Consider the following 23,570-nt stretch of genomic DNA (forward strand, 5'->3'; position numbering starts at 1 on the left):
AACTACTGCCGTAGCAACCGCTATTCCACTATCGTGTCCCGTTAGCGCAATGAGTCTACTAGATCCAATGGATGCAGTATGGAAGATTTTAGGTGGATGTATTCATAGAAAAATGGTACATTATTTTGGAATCAATAGCGCGCAAGTCAGGATATACATTTAGACTAATATTTTTATATTGGGGGATGGTACTGGCATGGACAAGAATTCTGTTTATAGAACAAATATTATAGGCGCTGGCGAGGTTGGTAGCGCAATCTCGGTCGATATGGACAAGAATGTTATTCATGAAACTAACAGCTTATTTTGGGATACAAAAGGAAATGATATTTTAGGAGCAACCGCACTTCCTTTATATGGAGCATTCGTCTCAGAAGAAAAATGCCAGCTTTTTGGCGATATTTCAGGAAAAAAGATGTTGGAGATAGGCTGTGGAAGCGGTCAATCATTGCAATATCTCGGGGAACGTAAAGCATCTGAACTATGGGGTATGGATATATCAGAAAACCAAATCGAAAAAACAAGAGAATATTTGTCAGATCACGGACTTTCAGCAAAATTAATCTGTTCTCCCATGGAAGAAAAATGTGGCCTACCTGAGGATTATTTTGACTTTGTTTATTCGATTTATGCTATAGGCTGGACAACCGATCTTGAGGGTACTTTTAGCAGGATTGCTTCTTACCTAAAAAAAGACGGCGTATTTATTTTCAGTTGGTCTCACCCTATACACAAATGTGTTGTTGCAGAAAATGATATGCTTGTTTTTAAAAAATGTTACTTCGATGAATCTTGGTATTCGGTAACTCTTGACGAAAGTACGCTAACATTAGCTGACCGTAAACTATCAACCTATGTGAATGCGCTCTCAAAAGCGGGATTTGTTATTGAAGAAATGATTGAGCAATCTGATGATGAAATTATTCAAATGCGGGACGATAACGACGATTTTGCAAAAAAAGCAAAGATGCTTCCTGTAACTTTCGTAATCAAAGCAAGAAAACTGTAATTTAGTAGTTGAAGATAAATGCCCGCTAATTGAACAAAGGCAGCCGATCATGTTGACTGATTGGCTGCCTTATCGCGTTTATTGAACTATCGTCTCCTGTTAGCTTAATTATGATTCCCGAAAGTCCATACATTCATCAAGTAAGTCTCGATTCCTTCATTCCTCTAATATTTGCACATTTTTAGCTGTCCTACGCTGAGAATCAACTATATTCGGAAACTCGAATAGGTCGAATTCAACTTTTTGACCCTCTTTAAGGAACCGAAAGCCGTTCGGTAACCTAATAGGGTCTGGTAGTATTTCGCTGAAGTGTACAAAAACATGGTTACCTTCCTGCCCGTCTAGCATTATCCGTCCGTAACCTTTATCTTCTTTGTACCATTTGACAATACCCCATCTTCTTTCCACCACCTAAGCACCTCCACTGTAACTTTATGGTACAACTCATTATGTGCTCACATCGCGTTGAATGAGTTATCTCATTTGATTTTTTTCGGAAACCCATATACAAAAAGTATCATACCGAGAAACGCAAGGATTGGCACAAAGATATTATCGAAGAAGCTTGTAATATGAGTTTCAGGTAGGGCATTGAACATATTTGCTTCGTACAACGCTGCAATTTCATGGCTGCGAGCTATCAAAGAGCCTACTCGTTCAATCGCATAGATTACTCCAGCGGAAATTAGAAAGGATGCACCTAGTTTTCTGTAAAAGTCGTTGCCCATGAAATATTTGTCTCCTCCTCTATTTTTTATTGAGTACTTCTTCCATCATCCCACTTTACCCACATTATTCCAATTTTTTGAGTATCAGAATATCATTACATAACCTAATGCTAATAATGTGACGCTATAGCGCCACAAATTGTAAGTATTCTGCCGGCTAATTGAACAATAAAAAACGGCTGCCGAAGCAGCCGCTATTCTACTGTCGTTCTTCGTGAGCTTAATGATTTACTTTGCTTCGGACGAATCCTATTGCTCTTTATTGAGAACTTCATGGATTATATTTGTTATGTCGTTAATTTTGCGGGAACAATATTTTAAAATAGGGTTAGCCCAATATTCGGGTCCAGTTTCTTCATCACCAATTTTCACTAAATTCAATGTATACGCACCCTCTGAACGCATAGCTGGATACCATCCTAAATCCAAAATCAAACCTGTCTTTTCATTTCTTAAATAGAATATATCCTCATGTAGCTCCCATACATAAGGAAATGAGTCGTCATGAAAGTCATCGGGATTAATTTCATAAAAATGATTCCATAAGACAGTCCAACCTGACGGAATATTTAATGGCACCAATTGTAGACTCATTTTAATAACACATCCCTTAACAATCTTCATATTCAAATCTCCGTGACTTGTCCAAGTTATCCTGCCCGTTACTTCAATGAAAACAGCAGGCTACCGTAGCGCCTGCTCATTAATGTGTATCATTCAACTAAAGTTCTCCGTTAGTTCAATAGTCTTATGTTTTAATTAGAGTCGCTGCTTATAGTTGTGAGGCTTGCCGAACACCTAATGCAGTGACGTCCCGACGGGCTTAGGGGGCTGGATGTGGTCACTCGCTTCTGAGAGTGACCCGGAGCGTCAATATGGTGTTAGCCGAAGGAAGTTCTGGAAGCAGCCATTGCATTTAATGCGTTCTCAAAATAGCTATATACTTCATCTGCAATTCCCAGAAACTCTTCAACAAGTACATTACTATCCAAGTAACAAGCATACAGATAATCAACTAAAGCGGAGTCAATCTCACAATAGTTTAATATGGCATTCTTCATATTAATAATGTCATCTTGCCATACACCTGTATCTTCTAAAACCAAAGAGTATAATGCACGAATTAATCTCTTAGAGTAACCTTTAATATATCTAGCTTTCATTGTGTTATCATTAGCATTAGAAAGTAAACTATGTATACGATCTACTTCCTCCTTGGTCTCTGTATTTAAGTCTAAAATGAACTCTGGAGAAATAATTATCGGTGGTACTTTTTCACCAACGTCATGACCATATATGCAAACACAAATTATCTTTACCCAAAAACCCCACTCATTTGGTTTACTTAATACATCGTCAATCGAGCAAATTATCGTATCAATCTTAGTTACTACTGGATATTCTTCCAAAAGCCTGTCTTTAATATTTGACAATCTTTCGTAATCAATATCTTTGGGATTTACACATACAATAGTAAAGTCTGCATCTGACTTAAAAGGTTTAGCAGTTCCTTTTGGAATCGAGCCACACATATAAATGCTATGAATCTTACCTTTAAATTCGGTAAGTATATTTTCTATATACTTATCAACAAAATCCTTATATTCACTTTGTATTACAATTCTATTTATAACTTTTTCTAATATCATATAGACTCCTCCTAAACTAAGAACTTCTTTCGGCTAACGTCTTTTTTGCGAACTTCGTAAATTCGTCATGACTTAAGTTATTCGCGAAATCATTCAACTATCCTGCCCGTTAGCTCAACGGCATCCACGATTTGACGCCTACTTCAATAAAAAAGAGAACAGGGCAAGAAAGGCATCGACAAAAACCAAGCAGACACCTATTATTTTAACGTGGAACAGTGCAAGCGTTGTCCGTTTAAAGAGGGTTGTTATAAAGAAGGATCGAAGAGCAAAACCTACTCTGCAACGATTAAATCTGAAGAACATTCGGAACAGATTGCGTTCCAGGAAATAGAGTACTTTAAAGAAAAATCTAAGGAACGCTACAAAATTGAAGCGAAGAATAGCGAACTTAAACATGAGCACGGGTATGATGTAGCTACATCCTCGGGTCTGATTGGTATGGAATTACAAGGTGCGATGACAATATTCGCCGTGAACTTAAAGCGGATATTGAAGTTAACAGATTGAAAAGATAGGGATAAATTGAATAAAATAGAGCTAAAAAAGAAGACATTCTTCCTAAAAATGGGGTTGAATGTCTTCTTTTTTGAAGTTTATACATACTCCTTAAGAAAAACGTAAGTTCTTCAGTGCCCTCTCCAATAGATTGATGCTTTTTGCAATGGTATGGAGCCGAGCTTAACCAGTTGAGAACCCTGCAGATCCCTTCGGATCGTCAGTTGATTTCTATGGTCAGGGAGCTTGTGAAATTCGCCCCCGGCTCCAGGGTGATTATTCCCTCTTTAGCTTGAAGTTCACCTTCGAAGACGTCCATATCCGCTACTCCTTGCCAAGGCTCGATGCATATGAAGGGAGCGTTCAAAGGCTGCCAAATGCCGAGGTCGGGAAAACCCTTATAGCTGACAACTACGCTTTTGGAGGAGTGCTTGCTTCTAAGCGAAATCTGCCGAGAGCTCACATTTCGGAAAATCAATGCGCCTTCGGCGAACATTTCATGGGATAAAGGCAGGATGGTCTCTTGTTTCAGAACGGGCTCCGATTTGCCGCTGATCAGCAGGCCGTCCGAATTCAAGAACAACCTTTCAAGGTTTTCCGATTCAGCGAACTCCAGATAGTAATCGTTCAGGCTACCGTTGTCATCAAGCGGACAATTGAACGCCGGGTGGGTTCCGAGCTGGAAGAAGATATCCTGTTCATCGCTATTTTCCACCCGGTAACTAAGTTCCAGTGTGCTTGCATTCAGTTTATATGTAATATATAGGTTGAATTTAAAAGGATAACTGGCCAGGGTTTTCTCATCATAAGAGAGGCGGTAAATCGCGTGGGTGTCGCTTTCTTGGACCAGCGTAAATTCGCTGCGTCTGGCGAATCCGTGATTGCCGATCTTATAGGCTTTGCAGTCCACCTTAATCTCTCCGTTCCGGGCCGCACCAATAATGGGAAACAGCACCGGAGAACGGCCTGTCCAATACGTGGCGTCACCGCTCCAGATGTATTCAGCTTCCGGATCCAGCTTTCTGAAGCTGATCAGTTCCGCCCCAAGAGTATTAATCTCAGCTTCCGCCGAGCTGCTGCGCAATATTTTATTCATTGTTGTACTCCCCTTTCATACTTATAGTCCAGATACCCATATTATATCAAAGTTCTTGAGGGAGTTGAGAAAAAGACAGCCAATTCATCAGCTGCCGTTTCTTCGTGCTTATTGAGCTATCGTGTCCCGTTAGTTCAGCGAACTGGTGTATTAAGATCTAAGTATATTTGTATTCCCGTTTAGCATATCTTCAAAGACTGGTCGTTGAACTTTGTTTATTTGATCCAGTGAGATATCGTTAATATCCCAAAACTGTAATTTCAACGATTCGCATAGATCGTCCTGATATCTTATCGCATCCCCATCCTCAGATAAATACTGATTATAATCAGTCCAGGCATTGAAAAGAAACATAACAAAAACAACCTTGTTGCCATCAGGATAGGAGTATTCCATCCTTGGACCGCTATATACAGCGTAAAATTCACAATCCGTAACAGTTAATCCTGTTTCCTCAATAACTTCCCGGATCATTGTCTCTTGGATAGTCTCACCTGGATTCATGCCTCCGCCTGGTAATCCCCAGTCTCCGTAATCGGATCTTTGCTGCAATAAAATTTTTCCTTTACTATCTCTTATAATTGCTCCGCCAGTTACAACAATCCGCATTTATAGTAGCTCCTTACTTGGTAGAAATACATAAGTTGATTATTCTAGGCTTTTAAGGTAAAGTCCTTTCAAGAATTGAATTGTTGAATTATTCTGCCCGTTACTTTAATAGGCTTCAGATAAAGCCGGCAGCAGTTGTTATTGTGCTATCGTGTCCCGTTAGCTAATTGATTACCTTTGAAAAGTGAGAAGTATTTGAAATGTATCCATAAATGAAAAATGTATTGTTTTCTTCTCTATACGGAATTCTTAATTCATGTAAAATCGAAAGAAATTCTTTACTTATGTCAATTAATTCAGGAGGAAGCAGATTCCCCTTGTGCTTCTGATACCTTGGTCTAACCCGTATCCATTCTACAGAAAAAAAAGGTGAAAGTCCTTCTATCCAATCCCCTAAATACCAGACGTCGGTTTCAAAGTTCTCTGGATAAAGTACATCATCTAATACATACTTAGCTTGATATGGCGGGGTAAAAGGGAGTTTATTTATTACATCACTTTGTAAGTTTCCCCACTTAGTGTCATTCATAACTGAACATAATTGTTTCTGTGTAATAACTTCATGTACCCTTTTTTTAATATCCAGTTCATAACCCACAATAAAAAACCCTCCTGAATAAACAACATAAATCCCACGCTGATCTGCCCGTGTGTCGTTATTGAGTTATCGTGTCTCGTTAGCGCAACGACTTACTCTGTTGAATTTCGTGTTCCTCAACATAAAGCGGCATCAGAGAAGGCGGATCGTACCTTATCGCGGCCTTTAAACGACAAAATGGTGCCGATAGCCATAGCCCCATAGCCGCAACGAAATAATGAGCCTAATCCGACAGTGCCCGCATGATGTTGGATTTCGCCTCTGCCGCAATCGCTTCATTCCCGTCATCGACCGCTTGCATTAAGATCAGTATGGGGATGTATACCGCGATCAGCCGCGCCAGCAGCTTCGTTTCCTCGTCCGCTCCTCCGTACGTTTCGAAAAACACGCCACGAGCGTAAGGTGGTAAAAAGCTATAAGCAACGCTCAAATCGCAAGCCGGATGGCCTACGCTCAGATCGCCCCAATCAATGATGCCGGAAACGATCCCGTTCTCATTCACAAGCATATTTTTGAAATGAAGATCGCCATGTAGCAGTGCATTCACCGCCTCGACACGGTCCTTTTGCAGCCTGCTAATATACGCTTCGATCACACCGGACTCCTCCGGCGACAAGTGTTCAACCACCTTCGATAGAAAGCCCTCCAATTTCACTTTGCGCGATGCTATGTCCGTCAAGTTTCGATGATCTTGCTGAACTCCGCACTTCAGCGCCGCCTGCACCGGAAACTCATGCAATCTCCGCAAAAATTTCGCCAGCGTCTCTGCCGATAAAGCCCGGCGTTCTTCCGTCAAACCGATTGGGAAATCTCCTGGCACGTAGGCATAGCCAAGAAATGGTGGCGGGTATTCGTCACTTGCTTCGCCATAAAACAACGGTTTCGGATAGGAGATGGTCATATATGCCTCCAGCTTCGGCAGCAGCTTCCCTTCCATACGAATCGAGCCAACTGCAATCGTTCTTCTTGGAAACCGGAACACGTACTCGTCACCGATGAGAAAAACCGTATTGTCCCAGCCCCAGCCCAATCGCTTCACTTGCTTCGATGACAGCTGAGGGAATTGTCTGCCGATCAGCGTCCGCGCCTGCTCTTCGTTAACCTCCCACTCCGCATCCCATACATTCGTTCCTCCCATGAATTGTCTGCCTCCTCGTTCCTTACGTTATTTAGATGTTTACATTCCCTGGAAGTTACGCATAACTGCCCGTTAGTTCAATGAAAAAAGCAGGATACCTTAGCTCCTGCTCTTCAATTTGTATTATTCAACTATCGTGTCCCGTTAGTTCAACAACTTTTTCATTTGAGCATATACAAATGCGTCAATCGATCTTCTATCTGGGTCATAAACCCTGGATGCTTTTAATTCATCATCGCTCAATGTTTTTATGTATTCGTTCAGTTGATATTGTTCTTCAAAATCTAAGGAACCGCTCTGAGTTACCAGAGACCATATCCACATTATTTTCACCTCTGTCTCGTACCCGTTAGTTAAATACAGGCTTTTTGCGATGTTTCGTTATTTGTTCAAAAGAATAAGCTATACGAATTAAAGTAGGTTCGGTAAATGCTTTTCCGGCAAAAGTAACGCCGAATGGTCTGCCATCCGCCCCATACCCCGCGGGGATAGCAATCGATGGATAACCAGCTTTGGCACATATATCCGCTCCAATATAAGCAGGAAACATGATCGCATCTAACTGATGACTATTTATCGCATAATCAATTCCTTCGTTCTGGGCTAGATATAAATCCATAAGTGATTCCAAGATATAGTCCTTATTTTTCAACGGCTCGGTTAAGCCCTCCCGGAATTTCAACATATCTTGACCGTATTTTAGAGCTTCGTCAGCATGCTTTTCATTCCAATCGATAAGCTCGGACAATGAATGAATCGGCATTTGTGCCGGAAGGCGCTGCAAATAATTTTCCACCCCATGTTTGAATTCAAAATTCATCTTGTTCCACTGCCATGGCCCATGGAACGAAGGAATCTCGATATTTTCTACCACTGTGGCTCCTGCTTTTTTCAATTCGGAGACTGCTTGATCAAATAACTCCTTATTATATTCACCAGACTCACGTACGTAATCCGGTACTTCACAAAAGACCCCAATCCTCGCTACTTGTAGTCTTTCCTTGTCCAAAAATGCAGTGTAATCTTGTATACCATGGTCATTACGCCAGGTTGCTGGATCGTGCTCATCCCTCCCAACCAATGCACTAAGCAGAACTGCCGCATCTGAAACCGTCCTTGCCATCGGCCCTGCTGTATCTTGTGAATAAGAGAAAGGAATAATTCCTGAGCGGCTGATTAAGCCGACGGTCGGTTTAATGCCGACGATAGACATTTGTATGGCCGGACTTAGAATTGAAGCAGAGGTTTCTGTGCCTATCGCCGCCCCCGCAAAGCTCATGGCAGCTGCAGCTGCCGACCCAGTACTGGATCCGCCTACGAAAAAATCACCATACGGGTGCGCGACCTGCCCACCCTTTGAACTATAACCCGCCCACATTGTCGAGGAAATACCATTGGCCCATTCTGTCATGTTCGTCTTTCCTAATATGATGGCCCCGGATTCTCTTAGTCGGCTAATCAGGAAAGCATCCTTCGCACTTACATGCTGCGCCAGTGCCAAGGCCCCCGCACTAGTGCGCATCTTGTCACTGGTCTCGATATTATCCTTCACGAGAATCGGAATGCCATGAAGAGGTCCTCTACTCCCCTTGCGCTGACGTTCTATGTCGAGTGCTTCGGCAATGAAAATGGCATCGGGGTTAATTTCCATAATGGAATTTATGTGGGGACCATCCTGATCATATTTTGCGATACGTGATAAATAGCAGAACACTAATTCTTTTGAAGTCAATCTACCTTGCTCCATCGCGTTTTGTAATTCGTATATACTTGCTTCTTCTACGTCAAAGTGATTCAGCTTAAAGGGATCTTTCATATTCATGTACACGACCCATCACAAGTTTTATATTGTTTATTACGTTCAATAGTATCACGTTGTGAAGACATCACTACCAGGATAGAACAAATATAATTAAACTATCCTGCCCGTTCGTATTATAAGGTCAACCAGTTCTTTCTGGTTGATCCTATTTTCATTTCCATAGAGGATTATGGTAGCCTGGCCGAACGTACCTGCCCGTGGGACTTGATCCCGAGCGCTATAATGTTCACCCCTACTTGTCATGACCATGATTGAGGCTGGTTGGGACGCAAGATCCCGTATAACAAGCGATGCTATGGAGCGACAAGAAGAAACCGTAGGGGCTGCCGGTAAATCTACAAAAACAGGGAGAGATTACATGAATCCAGTCATCGGTCTAGATATTTCTAAGGAAGAAAGCCATGGACAAGCCTTTTTAGAGCGCGGGAAACCATACAGAGGGACCTTTCATTTCGAGCATACTCGAGAAGGGTTGGCAAAGCTGCTTCAAGTTATTCGAGACGTCGAGCATGCATCCAGTCAAAGTCCTTTAATTATTCTAGAAGCAACCGGGCATTACCAAAGTCCCGTTGTTCAGTTCCTGGAGGAGCATCACTATCTATACATTGTCATTAATCCGCTCATCTCAAATCGACTTAGGAAGTCCAACCTTCGTAAAGTGAAGACGGACGCTGCAGATGCTTACCTATTGGGAGAACTGTACTACAAAGAAGAGTTTGAACCTTTTAAGAAAAGAGGTGTGCAACTGCTCAATCTGCGCTATCTAACAAGGCAATACGAGTCTCTATCTAAGATGTGTGTGCAAACAAAGTTGCAATTCCAAGCTGTTCTGGATCAAGTGTTTCCTGCTTACAAAGGTGTCTTCGGTGCTATGTATTCAGGCATTTCTTTACGATTTCTAAGTGAATTCCCGACTTCCTATTCGGTTTTGCAAACGGACGAAGAAACGCTTAATGCCAAATTGAAAGAACTACTTTCGACGAGACGAGGTCGCTCAGAGGACTGGATTAACGAACGGGTAATGCGGCTGTTGGAGGCAGCAAAACAAAACCCCTTCAAACAAACCATGTACGCCAGCCACTTAATCAATTTAAAAGTTCTCATAAGCCTCATTCTTCAGTACCAGGAGCATCTTGCTGAGTTGGAACAGAACATAAATGCCCTGGCTGAAGATATCGAAGAGTATGATTTAATCCAGTCGATTCCCGGTATTGGCCATAAAATTGCTGCAACAATTTTATCCGAAATTGGTGAAATCGACCGATTTGATCATCCAAAACAACTGGTCGCCTTTGCAGGCATCGATCCGAGTGTGTTCGCTTCAGGTAAGTTTACGGCAACCCGAAATCGAATCACCAAACGTGGTTCCAGACAGCTTCGTTATGCGCTGGTTTTGGCTGTCCAGTGTGGACTTATCCGTTCTCGCAATATGCGAATCAAAGAGTTTTACGATCGTAAGAGAGCCGAAGGAAAGCCGCATAAAGTGGCTCTGGTCGCATGTGCAAATAAGCTAGTTCATTGGCTACATGCTATCTTGAAAAGTAAGAAGGCATTCCGTTCGGCTTAACTTATCTAATTGGTTTAACCTTCCAAATCGTTGCTTGAACTGGAGGGTTATTTGGCATGTTTATTTTAACTATATCACATGATATGGCTTCACTTTACTGGTAATGTTGACAAGCTATTAGCTGGTATAGTTGAGAAACAGCAGCCAAATAACTTGGCTGCCGTTTATTCATGTTTATGCTCTTTTAAGTTATAAAATTTAAAATATCATCGGGTTCAATCAGTGAAATATTGTTTTCCATATTATATCGGGCACGCTTCAAGAACTCTCTAGACCAACCATCGAGTGCTTCAATATTTCCGTTTCGATAGAGAGCTGAGTAAAGGATAGCTTGTCTCAAATCCATAAATAGTGGTAAGTCTCTTAATAATCTTATATCAATCGTATTTTCCTTTTCGTAACCTTCCAAGAACGAAGTTAGATACCTTTTCACAAAAGTTGGAACATCTTCATCTGGACTAGGCACTGCAATACCATAGAATAAGTTAACAGAAATATCTTGCGTGAACCATCCGTATTGACATTCATCAAAGTCAAATACAGTGATGCTTCCATTTGGTTGAACTGTGTAGTTACCAAAACAAAAATCACCATGAATAAGTCCAAAATTTTCACTATCACGTGATAATTTGTGGACCCTCTGCATCAAGGATTCAAAATGAGCAATTGCAAGGTTCTGGGAAGAGGGAATATAAGTTATGAATTCTTGAAGATAACTATTTTTTTGCCAGTCGTATCGTGTTATCTCGGCTGTACTAGGAACATATTTTTTAGCTAGTGCGTGCATTCTCCCTGCAATTTCTCCCAATTTATTAAACTCTTCATTTTGAGATATTTTATCACTCCATGAGGCACCTTGACCTTTATGGAATGCTACAACAAAAAAACCATTCATCTTTTCAATTAGCTCGCCGTTACTTGATTTCACTGGATAGGATACTGGAACACCGTTTTTCGCAAGATATTGTATCCATTCTAGTTCACCATGTATAAGCTCAAGCGTCCTGTGCGATTCATGTATAATCCGAATGATGAGATTACGTGCTTCGTTTTAACTTCCATAGGTGAAGTTTTGATTCTTCCCCAATAAAATCAACTCTTCAGGCATGAACCCATACCTTTTTGCTGCTTCAACTACAATCTTATTCGTAAAAAAGGCTTCAATTGTTGGATTCATATTACACCTCATTATTTTTAATTCAAAGTGTTATCTCCCTTCTAGTAAATGCTCTATTAACACTTCATTACTCTAAGATTTTTCCCAATAGTATGTTTCATTTTTTTCTCCTCTTTCCATATATGCATAAAAAGAAAATACACTAACATATTCCATTTGTAAATAACTCCCACTTAACCTACCGTTAGTTGAATGATGAATTATTAGTATTCAATGAGTATCTTGTCGATTTCTGCAATTTCGCTGATCTTTGATATACCATCGCCGTTTCCTTCAAACAACTCAAGGAAGCGTTCACGCTGACTTTTAATGCTCGCGAGTTCTTTATCAACGGCAGAATCGATGGAGCAGGCCGACAATCTGCGCTGTCAGGCATTGATTTTTTTTCCAAAATAGGTTATTTTATAGAAAGCTTAGCGATAAGCAAGTTCCTGACACGAAGGGAGATGTGTTTTAATGGCAACTACTTATATGGTGGTTTGGTCTTAAAACTGAATAGTAGGCATACGCGAAAAAAGCGGGGAAACGCCCCTATTATTTGGTATGCCATCCGAAGTAACCTTTCGTGAATATTGCTGTTTGCAAGATACGATGAAGGTCGTGTCTTTTTTGCGTCCTGATGCCGCGTGACAGCAGCTTCTTTAGAGGCTGCTTGTCCGTGGCATTTTTGCGTCAAAACAACATTAAAGGAGCTAACAAAAAAACTATGATAAATCTGAAAACCTATGGCTATACAGAAATAGAAGCAATTCCCGACGGATTATTGCCCGGAAGGGTGACAGAGCTTCGGCGCGAGCGCTTCACGGTCATGACCGAGCGCGGAGAAGTAACGGCGGTGCTCAAAGGAGCATTCTATCACAGCGTGGAAACACGCGTAGATTTTCCATGCGTCGGGGATTTCGTCTTGCTGCGCTACAACGAGAGCGGAGATTCGCTCATCGTTACGGTACTGCCCCGCCGTTCCAAGTTCTCACGCGCAGATTACTCAGGGCATGCCGTAGGCTACGCCAAAACCGTGCGGGAACAGGTCGTTGCAACCAACTTTGACTATGTGTTCATTCTTTCTTCTTTGAATTGGGATTTCAACATTACCCGCCTCATGAGGTACCTGACACAAGTCAGACAGAGCGGCAGTCAGCCAGTCGTCATTCTGACCAAGGCTGATCTCGTTGAAGATTATAATCTCCCGCTCGCAGAAGTTACACAAAGCATCCCTGATGTGCCAGTTCATGCGATCTGCAGTCATACTGGCCTGGGGCTGAACGAACTCGCTCCCTACTTGATGCCTGGTAAAACAGTCGTCTTTCTCGGCATGTCCGGCGTTGGTAAATCATCTCTGCTCAATGCATTGATAGAACAGGACGTAATGAGGGTTCAGGCGATCCGAGAGGTTGATAGCCGGGGGCGGCATACGACAACGCACCGTCAGCTGTTCATGCTCCCCTCAGGAACGATGGTCATCGATACGCCGGGAATGCGTGAGCTTGGGCTTTTTGATGCCGGCGAAGGCATACGTGCAAGCTTTACCGATGTGGAGGAATGGTTCCCGCAATGCCGGTTTGCAGATTGCCGCCATCAGGGCGAGCCGGGCTGTGCCGTTCTCGCCGCGCTTGCCGACGGTTCTTTGCCGCGTGAACGGTGGGAGTATTATGTTGCCCAGCAGCATGAGCACAAGTATGTCCAGGATAAAACAAGCTACCTCATCGACAAGAGGGCTCGAAATAAAACGATAGCTATGTCAAGCAAGCAAACGAAGAAAAACGGAGGATGGAAGAAATGAATATTAAATTCGAAACGCTGATCTATGCCTTAAGCCGACAGTTCAAGAAGGATATTATCTCGGCTGACTACCAAACCATGCCGTTACAGGGCGGAACTGTGGGAAATGTGCACCTGGTAAACGGGATCGCCGAAACCGCGGATGGTGAAAAAATGCCGTACCATATCGTGCTGAAAATTCAAAAGAAATGGGAACGTTACAACGATCCGGATTCCTGGCGCCGTGAATATGATCTCTATATGTCTGACTTGGGAATGACGTTCTCGGATACCTTCCGCTGGCCAACATGTTACCATGCGGAGATGAATACCGAAGAAAATGAATTCCAGCTGTGGCTGGAATATATCGATGGCGTAACCGGTTTAGACTTAACCGGTGACATGTATGAACAGGCGGCGCTGGAGTTAGGACGCTATCAAGGCAAGCTGTATGCGGAGAAGCCCGCTGTGCTGCAGAGCCTGACAAACCTGAGCCATGCAGATCTCATGAAGAATACGTATCTGCATTACCGGTCGTGGCCAGTCGTCTACGATTATATACGCTCGGAGGACTGCGAATTCCCGCAGCACATGCGGCAAATGCTCATCGACATCGATGAGCACGCAGATGAGATACTCGCCCGCATTGAGCAATTGCCCCTAGTGCTATGCCATCGGGACTTCTGGGTGACCAACCTGATCTATGCCGACGGGAAAATCGCGCTCATCGACTGGGATACATGCGGATGGGGCTACATGGGCGAGGATCTCGCAAGCTTGATTGCAGATGAAGCGGATATCGCTCACATGGTCGAATACTACCAACGATGTGTCCCTGCGTATTACAAAGGTTTTTCGGAGTATGCAGATGCATCCCCTATCGCCGATAATTGCGTCTTCGAATTGATCCTTCTCATGTTCGGGTACAGGCTTGTAGAGTGGTATCTCCACACAGAGGACGATGACGAGAAAACAAAGTGTCTTCATACGCTCCAAAAAATCCATGAAATGAAGAGCAGCCCTGCGCAGGGTTGACTCTAAAAAAAGAACTCCGAAACCCCTTGAATATAGTGGGTTTTCGGAGTTTCTTTCATTACTCTCATTCGGTGGATCGACAATGGAAATAAAGTTCTAGACTGTCGCTATTTCACTTAACTAACGTGTTCTGTTAGCGAAAAATCTATTATTAACAGTCTTTTTTATAGGACTAAAAAGATTCTAGTTTAATGAATTGTTGTTTCGAGAACTCTGTCCAGATCATGTGATGCTTCAATAATGGCTGGCTCCAAATTACTCAACCATTCGGAATACTCTAAACGTGTTACCATGGATGGATCCTTCCTTAGCTCCTTGCATCTCTTCAAATTCTCTTTCCATCCGCTACTAAGATGTAAAAGCCCCCAGTCTGCTGCATGGCTTTTAGACAAGATGACACCTTCCTGCCACCAAGCAATAAATTTAGAAGCTAATAAGAGCCAGTCGACGGAATATAGACTATTCCCCTTGCCAAACTTCCGCATGCACTTGGCATATTCCATAAAAAAACTAATGAACTCTTCCTTCGAGTACGATGGAATATTGTTTAGATGGGACTCACCATACAACAAGATACTCTGCTCCTTAATCGTGTACAGGGTGAACAGGTCTAATTTATTTTCCGTCCAGACGGATTCGCGCTTTGTTCCCCACCATAAGCCACTGCCCTTTTCACCATTCAGCATATTAATCGTAAGAAAGGCATCCTCAAGCATATCGGTATAGAGGTTGGGGATTTGTCTATCGACGGATCTTCTAAGAAGGGATGATCTATAATTGGATCTTTGTTTGTTTAAAAGTTCGATTTCATTTTGGTTAAGGTCCTCTCCAATTACGACGAGAAAATCTAAATCCCCGTATCCACAAATATGGACAAAGATTGCTCAAGTGTTTCGTCTTCAAATGATTGGATAAACAATTCAATCGCTCCATTTTGAATTTCTATTTTTAGTAGGGTTCCCGTAGTTATGTATCTGCGATCACTCACAATAACCCAGTAATGCTTATGAGTTGGTATCCGCTAAATTCTCGCTTTCTTTAGATTGTAATAGCATGACATGAGCCTCTGCTACGGCATTACGAAACAACTTATCTATCAATTCGATGCGATCTACTATATCTTCTACGGTTCTTACACCATATAGCTTTTCCAAGGTTAGTACCACTTCGACAGGAAAATCCCGAGACGCATGAACCAAGAAGCTGTCAGCTTGGAATGGTGTATAGATTATCCGAAGTACATCTACAAGTGGATTCACAACATACTTATGATAGTAAATCAACGACTCTAAAAAAAGCCCACGTTTTGTATATTTGACAGCTCGGTTCCTTTGACTGTAAATACCCTGAGCACGTATCAATTGTGATTGAAGTTGTGAATGGTGAGTCGTGTGATCAACGTTTTGATACTTCACGATACCTGTCTTATCTATCAATATAACGGGTACGACAGTTTTGTCTTCGTTAATGAATAAAACAGGGACACTCTCACTTTGGATCGTCACGTCAACTAAGAGACTATCTGATGACTCCTGTAGGTGGTAAACCTTGTAGCGGTTATTTGTGGGTCGACCAGTTTCTTCATAGGCAATATCTACTTTTCCTAATCGATGCATACAGGCATCCAACCGGGTGAATGCAGCATCTATGCAGCCTTCTTTCGTATAGCACACCAAATCGATATCAGAATACTCGTCCAAAGTTTTAGTACCATCTGAACCCTCTAGCCAAATAGCTAAAATATAATCTTTAATACCAAGGTCTGATACAATTGCGTTTAGAATGGTCTCACGGTTAATCGTCATAGCTAAACCTCCCATGTATTTTCATCTAATAATAGTTTTATCACCGGTTTACTCCTGTCATTACTGCAGGTAGGATTTTCGTTGTGATCAACGAACACTTTTCCAGATTGATTTCGCTCAATTACGGAATATGCAAACACAGGTTCATATGCTAGATTTTTCAACAGTGGCAGAACGTGAGCGTAGTTTTCTTTAGATAATTCTATCATTTCATCTCTCACTTCAAATTTCATCTTTATATAAGTTCCTTGTTAAATTAACCTGGACGACAGTTGAACAAATAAAAACGGCTGCCGAAGCAACCGCTATTATACTAACATTCCCCGTTACCGGAATGTGTCACCTCGGGCATAGTAATTCAAACTTCATCTTCAAATATACTTTTTAAAATCAAATCTGCGCATTCTTCGGAAGTGTTTAAATGTGTGTTGACTGTACAATTATACTGGATATCTTTTGCCATGATTTTGTGTTGCCAATCAGATTGGTCTTCGGTTCTATTTTCTCGTGCAATATTTCTCTGACGGCAAATGTCTAAAGGGCAAAACACTTCAACAATGTATAATGGGTAACCAGAAAATATATTCTTCACTTTTTCATAATGCGGTTTCAACTCAGGTCTATCTACCATAATGCCGTCAATAAGCACATTTTTACCATGGTCAGAAAATAATTTGGCTGTATGATACATCATGATAATTGCTTCACTTAAATACTTCCAATAATCTTCACGAAGATAACGTTCACCTATTATTTCTTCAAAAAGGTCATTGGCAACAACATAAAAAAATTCATGCGATTTTAACTGTAAAGCATCTACTATTGATGTTTTTCCAGAGCTCGTAACACCGTTCAAAAATACGATTCTACCCTTGTTCATCCTGTTAATGCCCCTTATTAATTCAATTAATCTCATTTTAATATTTAAACTGTAAGTCTGGAAATAAAAAACAACTATAATTGAACTATACTACCGTTAGTGAACAAATAAAAAACGGCTGCCGAAGCAACCGCTATCGGTTAACTATCATCTTTGAAATGATAATGTTCATGATGGATCGTATCCATTCCAACCAACTTACTACTCTTTCTATGGTAATATGCGAAGTTATTATTTAGCGGCATTCGAAGTAATTGATAATTGTGATCTCTTGGCAAAGCTTCGACTTCATTAATGGCTAACTCACGTGTGGTATAAATACCAATTGGAAAGAAATTTGGAAAACCAGTTGAAACATCAGCAACGAAAATCCCCCAAACATAATCATTTGGCATATAATTCACCCGTCTCCTTTATCGCTCAATAAGACAAAGAGCAGCTGCCGCGGCGATCTGCTCCTTGTTTCAGTAACTATAGTTCCCCGTTAGTTGAAGAGACTCGATAAAGACATTACTAAATTCAAGATTTTGTGCAGATGTACCCGCGGCTGCTACCAGACACTGTTAAACAATTAAAAGGCCATGATTTTCCGCTTTCGCTTTTCTTATTTGTCTTCTTTTGGCATTGGCAATGGTACATTCCAATCCAGGTCATAGCTCTTTTTTGCCAATTCTGAAGTAAGACTGAGCTTTTGAGGGAGTTCTTTCATTTCATCACTTTGCAATTTTATTCGGATATGGTTTCTGCCTTGTTCATCCTTTCCCATCATTTTAAAATCTCCACCTGTTACATTGAATATTTTGCCCTTTTCATCTTCTATAGTCCAACCAAAACGATTAATAATTTTATCTGTGTCATCATCCATTAAAATCGTATCTGCTACATTAATATGTGATATATCCTTTAAATAAGCCTCTAGCAGAATAGTAGCATGCTTCTCATTCTTTGGAGATGCTTCATTTAATGGTTCGTCAAAGGTTACGGACATGATCTCAATCGTTTTGCCATCCTCATCTACTCTTACAGGTTTTTCAGCAAGCTGTTTTGGCTCAAATGATACGCCTAGCGCATACGGTTCTGTTTTTTCTAAAGAATCCAATACTAGTGTATATTGATGATCAGGAGACAGGGGAGCAAATCCATACTTCCGATTAGAATGACCGTATTCTCCCACGGCCTTGCGTGAAATATCAAGCGCCCTAGTTAAATCTTTTACTTTCTCTCCTTTTTCATTTTCAACATGAAAATTCAGTTTATAATCATCATAGCGAACATAAGGATCAACTGAATCTAGTTTTCCTTTCACTTGTTTACTTTCCTCTACTAATCTTTTCTTTGCCTCTTCCGTCCATTTCGTTTCATAATCCACACGGGCAGCAGTCGGTGAATGCATAATGCTATTTAGATTGATTTGCAGTCCCTGTGGTGTGGTATACGTCTTATCGATTGATAGCACCTTGGATGCCTTAATTGCTTTTTCTAAATCAATAGGAATCTTTAAGGCCCAATTTCCTTTAACAGAGTCGATCTGATTCCCCTCGAACTGTAATAAAAGGTTTTGTTCTTCTGTTTCCCCCGGTTTTTTTAGAGTGAGATATCCGTAATTTTCTTGGATTTCTACCATATATGTTTTAGTTTCTTTAATCACATTTCCTTTCAAATCTGTTACCTCTACGTTACTTATGTGAAGCTTATCCGGATGAATAAAGTTCTTTTGCTGATCCTTGATCGAATAAACAGCCACAATTCTCATCGGATCAGCTAATATCTCCTCTATTTCAAGAGTATAGCCCCGATCAGTAACAGAGGCATTTACCTTCTGTGAAAAACCTTCCTGTGCTGCATATTGCAGTTCTTTATCAGAACCATTAAATAGCGATTTAACATAGGCCGCAAAGGTAGGACTCACCGATATCGTTAAAAGCAAAGCGCAGCTGATTAAGACAGGAAGTACCAAAGTGCCTAGTAAACGCGACCTTTTTCTTTTATAGGCTACCACTTGGTCAGGAATCACAAAACTAGGCTGATCCAATTCTCCAGCAACATTTTTTAGAGTTTGTGCAATTTGTTTGTCAAGATTAGTCATGCATGTTCACTCCCATCTCGGTAAATACCTGTGTTTCTTTGTTAACTTGTATTTTTTCAGCAATTAAGTTTCTGGCCTTATGTAGCCTTGATTTTACCGTTCCCTCAAATACACCAAGGATTTTTGCAATTTCAGCTATACTAAACTCCTCATAATAGTAAAGGATAACTACTGAGCGATGTTTCAGCGTCATCATCTGAATCGCTCGCCAAATCTGTTGCTCTTTCTCCTTTTGAAGAATACTCTCCAATGGGTTTTGCCCAGGGTCAATAGAGTCCAAATATTCTTCCGTATTTTTCTTTCTACGCACCATATTAAGTGCACGATGTGTCACAATTTTTATAAACCAAGCTCGAAACGATGTCCCTTTTCGTTTATCATATCGATAAAGTGATTTATACGCTTCCCATAGTGCTTCTTGAACGGCATCCTGAGCTAGATGATAATCATGGACGATCAAAAAAGCGACTCGAAATGCACTAGTTAAGTGAGGTTGAACAAGTGTTTCAAAATCAACTTGACCTCCTTCCTTGGGTATTGGAAAATGATGATTTTCTTTCACTTAAAAGACCTCCTCGTTTTTCCTTTCACTTCTTATTCACCAGTTCTCGTATTTTGGTTCATAAAAAGAGGAAAAAACTTTTCCCTCACTTGGGTGAACTGCTACTTGCGATGTTATCAATTAATTCCCCCATTTTTTCATAATAACCGTTTAGCTGAAGAAGTTTTCAACCTACATTATCCAGATTTATACTTAAACTACCCTGTCCGTTAGCTGAACAAAGGGCTACCTCTTGGCAGCCCTCTCATTAATGAACTAAAGTTCTCAGTTTGTTGAGCAACTTGTAACTGCAATCATCTTAATCGCCTTTTATTAAATCGTTCTTAGCTAAATCGAAGGCTACTGCGAGATATCTTCACATTGCTGCATTAAAGAATATTTCATTTTCTTCGATTAATTTGAAGCTAGCTTTGATTCATGAACATGATTGTGGAAATGCCTTTTTTACGATGCGGATCAGGTACTTTTAACATACCGATGTCGACTAAATGTTTGAGTACGAAGGCGAGTATGGTTCCCGACGCCATGCAGTTCTGTGACCAGTAACGCACATATTTATGTGCATGATCTGGTTGTCCTTCGAGGTTCACTTGATAAACAGCTTGATCCAATTTCGTGGCGGCTTCTTTGATTCGTTCGGACGGTTGCGGAATCGCCGCATGCAGACGTTCTCCTGTTTGCTTATCCTTGCAATAAACAATGTTAACTTCAAGGTCAGATTCCGTTCTCAGCAAATATTGTTTATCGAAAAGACGGCGATAGGCATCAATGTTTACATCGTTTTGCGGTAAATCTCCATTGATCACATGCATCAGACTAATGAAATCCGAACTCAGATTGTCTCGCCAACTGTCCTTCCTGCCACACCACCACGTATCGACCTGCCATGCCTTTATTGCAAACTCATCGGAATCCCGATTCATATTTCCACTATAATAATATTGTTTAGGATCAAAACTGACGTCAAACTCTCTGTGAATCGTTGCATGAGCGGCGTAATGGCCGCCATCTTTGCGGCTGACGGAAACCTCTTCATGGCTAACCCTATTGAGTTCTTTGAAGCTCAATTGATTACCAGCATACGGAATGAGGCTCCACAACAGTAGATTGACATCGCCGCCAGGAATGTAGATACCCGTCTCTTGGAACACTTCACCCATCGAGAAAAATGTCTTGAAATAATGCTCGACTGCAATCTCCGCATATTCTTTGAACAATGGGTACAGCACCTCTCTTTTCATTGGGGACGGATCTTCTATGTACATATTGGTACGATACTTTCTACCCGGTAGTTTATCCATGAATCCGTATTCTTCCAGTAGTTCGATTTCATCCTCTATAAATACTGGTGAAATGCCCAGCTCTTCAGCAATTTCATTAATCGTGAGTGGCTTGTGATACGTTGAGAAAGCGATGTTTTGTCTAATCGCCGTCGCTAAAAAGTCAGAGGTGTCGCCTTTCTTTCCTGGGGATCCATTATGCCCTAAACCTGTCATGCGAATCGGGTTGATGCCGAGATTACCCATTGATCGAATGGTGTTCATTTTGTGTTTCAGCTCCTTTTTCGCTTCGAATAAATGCCATTTGATTGTGCCGCTAGAAAGACCCAGCTCAGCCGCGATTCCACTAATTTTCATTCCACCATAATAGTACTTGATAACAATTGCCCGTTGCTGGTGAGATAAAAAAGCTATTTCCCGCCGCAAAGCGCCAGCCGTTTCTTGACGAATGATCTCGTCGAAACCCTGTTCTCTGGAAATCACCTCTTGGTCATCAATCCGCATTTGGTTGGAAGCTTTGACTTTCTCGCCTACGAATTTCGCCCATACATAGTGCGCAATCTTAAAGACGTAACTGTTCAGATCCAAGAAGTCTGACTTTTTAAGAAGCGCTTGGTATACTTCCAGCGTAATTCTTCCCGCCAGCTCCTCGGCTTCGGCGATCTTTCCCGTTTTGTTCAAAGCAAAACCATATAGCGGCTTGATGAAATCCTCGATGACACGGTCAGCATGTTGTTTATTCATGTTCTAAAAGCTCCTTCTTATCGGTGGCACTTAAATATATACTGCAGCGAAAACGAAAAAGGTTGGGGAGTTTAGGAAAAATTTATTCAACTATCCTTCCCTTTAGCTTAATGCCGCTCCCAATCAAGTTCTAGATTAGGCTTCTCATCAAATAAAAAAAGACCGTTTCGGTCTTTTGTGCAACTTCGAACACCCCAACTCATGTTACAATACAACCTGAACTCATACTTTACGAAGGCGGTTGATACTGTTGATTTACATCATCAAATTTGTATACAGCTTTGTGCTTCCTCCAGGACTTTTCATCCTACTTCTGCTCGGTCTTGTCATTTGGTTATGGAAAAAGAACCGTCGTCCTGCGCTTGTCCTGCTTGGCGTTACACTGCTTATGTATTTCTCCATGACTTCCTTAGTCAGCGATGCGTTAATCGGAGGTTTAGAACGAAAATATCCTCAACCGGATACATTGCAAGGAGATGTCATCGTTGTGCTTGGTGGAGGTGCAAGCTCTGGGACACCGGATATTGATGGCGAGGGCAACTTATATGGATCAGCAGCGAATCGGCTAATTACAGCTGTACGACTACATAATGCAAGTGGTTTACCCATCCTATTCTCTGGTGGACAAGTCTTCTCCGACAGCGGCAATGAAGCGGATATCGCCAAAAGACAACTCCTTGGACTCGGTGTCCCCGAAGAGGATATCCTGACCGACAATCAATCTCTTAACACGGAGCAGAATGCTGTAAATACCGCCGCAATCCTACAAGAGATGGGACTTAAGCGTCCTGTACTAGTCACTTCAGGGTTTCATATGCCCCGCTCGATGCAGCACTTCAAGAATGCAGGGCTAACAGCGCAAGCTTTTCCTACAGATTATATCGCCAGCGCACAATTTTCGTTGCAACCCTCAAAGTTCACTCCTTCGCCAGGAGCCATCTCCACTACAGGCACAGCCTTGAAGGAGTATTTAGGTCTTCTTGTTGCTCATCTATTTAATTAGATCTGTGAATTTCGCATTTGTTACCCCTGCAAGAAGCTGCGGTGATACATCCATTTGTTGACCAATTTTTCCGGCGCTAACGGCTATCGTTTCCTGACTCTCTGCGCTGCTATCAATGAACGTTGGATATAGCTTTTTCATACCGACTGGTGAACATCCACCACGGATATAACCCGTCCACTTCTGCAAGTCCTTCACTGGCAGCATCTCAATCTTTTTCTCTCCGGCGGCCTTGGCCGCCTTTTTGAGATCCAGCTCCTCAGCAACCGGTATAACAAATACATAAAGATTTGCTCCGCTATGAGCGACCAAAGTTTTAAAAACCGTCTCTGCCGCCTTTCCAATCTTCTCCGCAACTGCCGTACCATGGATTAGTCCATCCTCGTTGTCATAAATAAACACTTCATATCCAATTTTCTTCGCATCTAGCATTCGCATCGCGTTGGTTTTGGTTACTGCCATATCTGATCTACCTCTCTTTAATCTATTCGATACTATATGGTCAAAGAGGCCCCAAAGCCAACAT

At 41.6% G+C, this 23,570-nt stretch carries 26 protein-coding genes and 1 pseudogene; 6 read left to right on the forward strand and 21 right to left on the reverse strand.

Annotated elements, in window-relative coordinates; genetic code table 11:
* The first annotated feature begins 196 nt into the window (after positions 1-196).
* Positions 197-1,009, forward strand: a complete 813-nt coding sequence (locus tag NYE25_RS08250; RefSeq protein WP_340970660.1) for a class I SAM-dependent methyltransferase — start codon at positions 197-199, stop codon at positions 1,007-1,009.
* 156 nt (positions 1,010-1,165) lie between these two features.
* Here the strand turns inward: NYE25_RS08250 and NYE25_RS08255 are convergent, their stop codons facing one another.
* From NYE25_RS08255 to NYE25_RS08270, 4 genes are all read right to left on the reverse strand, one after another.
* Complete coding sequence (locus NYE25_RS08255) at positions 1,166-1,417, reverse strand: cold-shock protein (RefSeq protein WP_340970662.1); 252 nt, start codon at positions 1,415-1,417, stop codon at positions 1,166-1,168.
* Positions 1,418-1,488: 71 nt separating this feature from the next.
* Positions 1,489-1,737 (reverse strand): hypothetical protein, encoded by a 249-nt coding sequence (locus tag NYE25_RS08260; protein WP_076287095.1) that lies wholly within the window; start codon positions 1,735-1,737, stop codon positions 1,489-1,491.
* Positions 1,738-1,986: 249 nt separating this feature from the next.
* A complete protein-coding gene (locus NYE25_RS08265) occupies positions 1,987-2,361 on the reverse strand; it encodes a hypothetical protein (protein ID WP_341145654.1) in 375 nt (124 codons plus the stop codon).
* 257 nt (positions 2,362-2,618) lie between these two features.
* Positions 2,619-3,386, reverse strand: a complete 768-nt coding sequence (locus NYE25_RS08270) for a nucleotidyltransferase domain-containing protein (protein ID WP_341145655.1) — start codon at positions 3,384-3,386, stop codon at positions 2,619-2,621.
* 153 nt (positions 3,387-3,539) lie between these two features.
* On the opposite strand from NYE25_RS08270, the pseudogene NYE25_RS08275 reads away from it, so the two are divergent.
* A pseudogene (locus NYE25_RS08275) lies at positions 3,540-3,896 on the forward strand (transposase); the annotation flags it as partial.
* Between the two features lie 208 nt (positions 3,897-4,104).
* Here the strand turns inward: NYE25_RS08275 and NYE25_RS08280 are convergent.
* The 6 genes from NYE25_RS08280 to NYE25_RS08305 all read right to left on the reverse strand — a co-directional run bounded on the left by NYE25_RS08280 (position 4,105) and on the right by NYE25_RS08305 (position 9,141).
* Entirely contained in the window at positions 4,105-4,980 is an 876-nt protein-coding gene (locus NYE25_RS08280) for an aldose 1-epimerase family protein (protein ID WP_341145656.1), read from the reverse strand.
* Between the two features lie 150 nt (positions 4,981-5,130).
* Positions 5,131-5,589: an NUDIX domain-containing protein gene (locus NYE25_RS08285; RefSeq protein WP_341145657.1), complete on the reverse strand. Its 459-nt coding sequence runs from the start codon at positions 5,587-5,589 to the stop codon at positions 5,131-5,133.
* Positions 5,590-5,752: 163 nt separating this feature from the next.
* Positions 5,753-6,187 (reverse strand): DUF6678 family protein, encoded by a 435-nt coding sequence (locus tag NYE25_RS08290; RefSeq protein ID WP_341145658.1) that lies wholly within the window; start codon positions 6,185-6,187, stop codon positions 5,753-5,755.
* Between the two features lie 223 nt (positions 6,188-6,410).
* Positions 6,411-7,325: a phosphotransferase gene (locus NYE25_RS08295; RefSeq protein ID WP_341145659.1), complete on the reverse strand. Its 915-nt coding sequence runs from the start codon at positions 7,323-7,325 to the stop codon at positions 6,411-6,413.
* Positions 7,326-7,469: 144 nt separating this feature from the next.
* A complete protein-coding gene (locus tag NYE25_RS08300; RefSeq protein ID WP_076286188.1) occupies positions 7,470-7,649 on the reverse strand; it encodes a hypothetical protein in 180 nt (59 codons plus the stop codon).
* Positions 7,650-7,674: 25 nt separating this feature from the next.
* A complete protein-coding gene (locus NYE25_RS08305; protein WP_076286281.1) occupies positions 7,675-9,141 on the reverse strand; it encodes an amidase family protein in 1,467 nt (488 codons plus the stop codon).
* Between the two features lie 364 nt (positions 9,142-9,505).
* Here NYE25_RS08305 and NYE25_RS08310 point away from each other — a divergent pair, with 364 nt between their 5' ends.
* Positions 9,506-10,714 carry an IS110 family transposase gene (locus tag NYE25_RS08310; protein ID WP_341145660.1) on the forward strand — a complete coding sequence of 403 codons (1,209 nt, stop codon included), beginning with the start codon at positions 9,506-9,508 and terminating at the stop codon, positions 10,712-10,714.
* A gap of 184 nt (positions 10,715-10,898) precedes the next feature.
* Here the strand turns inward: NYE25_RS08310 and NYE25_RS08315 are convergent, their stop codons facing one another.
* Positions 10,899-11,747 carry a phosphotransferase enzyme family protein gene (locus NYE25_RS08315; RefSeq protein WP_341147702.1) on the reverse strand — a complete coding sequence of 283 codons (849 nt, stop codon included), beginning with the start codon at positions 11,745-11,747 and terminating at the stop codon, positions 10,899-10,901.
* Between the two features lie 18 nt (positions 11,748-11,765).
* Positions 11,766-11,891: a hypothetical protein gene (locus tag NYE25_RS08320; protein ID WP_341145661.1), complete on the reverse strand. Its 126-nt coding sequence runs from the start codon at positions 11,889-11,891 to the stop codon at positions 11,766-11,768.
* Between the two features lie 658 nt (positions 11,892-12,549).
* On the opposite strand from NYE25_RS08320, the gene rsgA reads away from it, so the two are divergent.
* Positions 12,550-13,671 (forward strand): ribosome small subunit-dependent GTPase A, encoded by a 1,122-nt coding sequence (rsgA, locus tag NYE25_RS08325; protein ID WP_341145662.1) that lies wholly within the window; start codon positions 12,550-12,552, stop codon positions 13,669-13,671.
* Positions 13,668-14,684, forward strand: a complete 1,017-nt coding sequence (locus NYE25_RS08330; RefSeq protein WP_341145663.1) for an aminoglycoside phosphotransferase family protein — start codon at positions 13,668-13,670, stop codon at positions 14,682-14,684. The genes rsgA and NYE25_RS08330 overlap by 4 nt, the downstream gene beginning before the upstream one ends.
* 188 nt (positions 14,685-14,872) lie before the next feature.
* Here the strand turns inward: NYE25_RS08330 and NYE25_RS08335 are convergent, their stop codons facing one another.
* The 8 genes from NYE25_RS08335 to NYE25_RS08370 all read right to left on the reverse strand — a co-directional run bounded on the left by NYE25_RS08335 (position 14,873) and on the right by NYE25_RS08370 (position 22,041).
* Positions 14,873-15,256: an aminoglycoside adenylyltransferase domain-containing protein gene (locus tag NYE25_RS08335; RefSeq protein WP_341145664.1), complete on the reverse strand. Its 384-nt coding sequence runs from the start codon at positions 15,254-15,256 to the stop codon at positions 14,873-14,875.
* Positions 15,257-15,688: 432 nt separating this feature from the next.
* Positions 15,689-16,489 carry an aminoglycoside 6-adenylyltransferase gene (locus NYE25_RS08340; protein WP_341145665.1) on the reverse strand — a complete coding sequence of 267 codons (801 nt, stop codon included), beginning with the start codon at positions 16,487-16,489 and terminating at the stop codon, positions 15,689-15,691.
* Between the two features lie 2 nt (positions 16,490-16,491).
* Positions 16,492-16,722 carry a hypothetical protein gene (locus tag NYE25_RS08345; RefSeq protein ID WP_341145666.1) on the reverse strand — a complete coding sequence of 77 codons (231 nt, stop codon included), beginning with the start codon at positions 16,720-16,722 and terminating at the stop codon, positions 16,492-16,494.
* 125 nt (positions 16,723-16,847) lie between these two features.
* Positions 16,848-17,369, reverse strand: coding sequence for a phosphotransferase-like protein (locus tag NYE25_RS08350; protein WP_341145667.1), 522 nt, complete (start codon positions 17,367-17,369; stop codon positions 16,848-16,850).
* 140 nt (positions 17,370-17,509) lie between these two features.
* A complete protein-coding gene (locus NYE25_RS08355) occupies positions 17,510-17,764 on the reverse strand; it encodes a hypothetical protein (protein ID WP_341145668.1) in 255 nt (84 codons plus the stop codon).
* A gap of 209 nt (positions 17,765-17,973) precedes the next feature.
* Complete coding sequence (locus tag NYE25_RS08360; RefSeq protein ID WP_341145669.1) at positions 17,974-19,455, reverse strand: DUF4179 domain-containing protein; 1,482 nt, start codon at positions 19,453-19,455, stop codon at positions 17,974-17,976.
* Positions 19,448-20,017, reverse strand: coding sequence for an RNA polymerase sigma factor (locus tag NYE25_RS08365; RefSeq protein WP_341145670.1), 570 nt, complete (start codon positions 20,015-20,017; stop codon positions 19,448-19,450). Before NYE25_RS08365 ends, NYE25_RS08360 begins: the two co-directional genes overlap by 8 nt.
* Before the next feature lie 404 nt (positions 20,018-20,421).
* On the reverse strand, positions 20,422-22,041 hold the full coding sequence (locus tag NYE25_RS08370) for an RNA polymerase sigma factor (protein ID WP_341145671.1): 1,620 nt from the start codon (positions 22,039-22,041) through the stop codon (positions 20,422-20,424).
* A gap of 250 nt (positions 22,042-22,291) precedes the next feature.
* On the opposite strand from NYE25_RS08370, the gene NYE25_RS08375 reads away from it, so the two are divergent.
* The gene (locus tag NYE25_RS08375; protein ID WP_341145672.1) at positions 22,292-23,044 is read left to right on the forward strand and encodes a YdcF family protein; all 753 of its coding nucleotides are present in this window, start codon (positions 22,292-22,294) and stop codon (positions 23,042-23,044) included.
* On the opposite strand, the gene ybaK is transcribed toward NYE25_RS08375, so the two are convergent.
* Positions 23,033-23,506 (reverse strand): Cys-tRNA(Pro) deacylase, encoded by a 474-nt coding sequence (ybaK, locus tag NYE25_RS08380; protein ID WP_341145673.1) that lies wholly within the window; start codon positions 23,504-23,506, stop codon positions 23,033-23,035. The two genes, NYE25_RS08375 and ybaK, sit on opposite strands and share 12 nt — an antisense overlap.
* Positions 23,507-23,570 lie beyond the last annotated feature (64 nt).

The organism is Paenibacillus sp. FSL E2-8871 (assembly GCF_038000345.1).
Taxonomy (GTDB): Bacteria; Bacillota; Bacilli; order Paenibacillales; family Paenibacillaceae; genus Paenibacillus_AQ.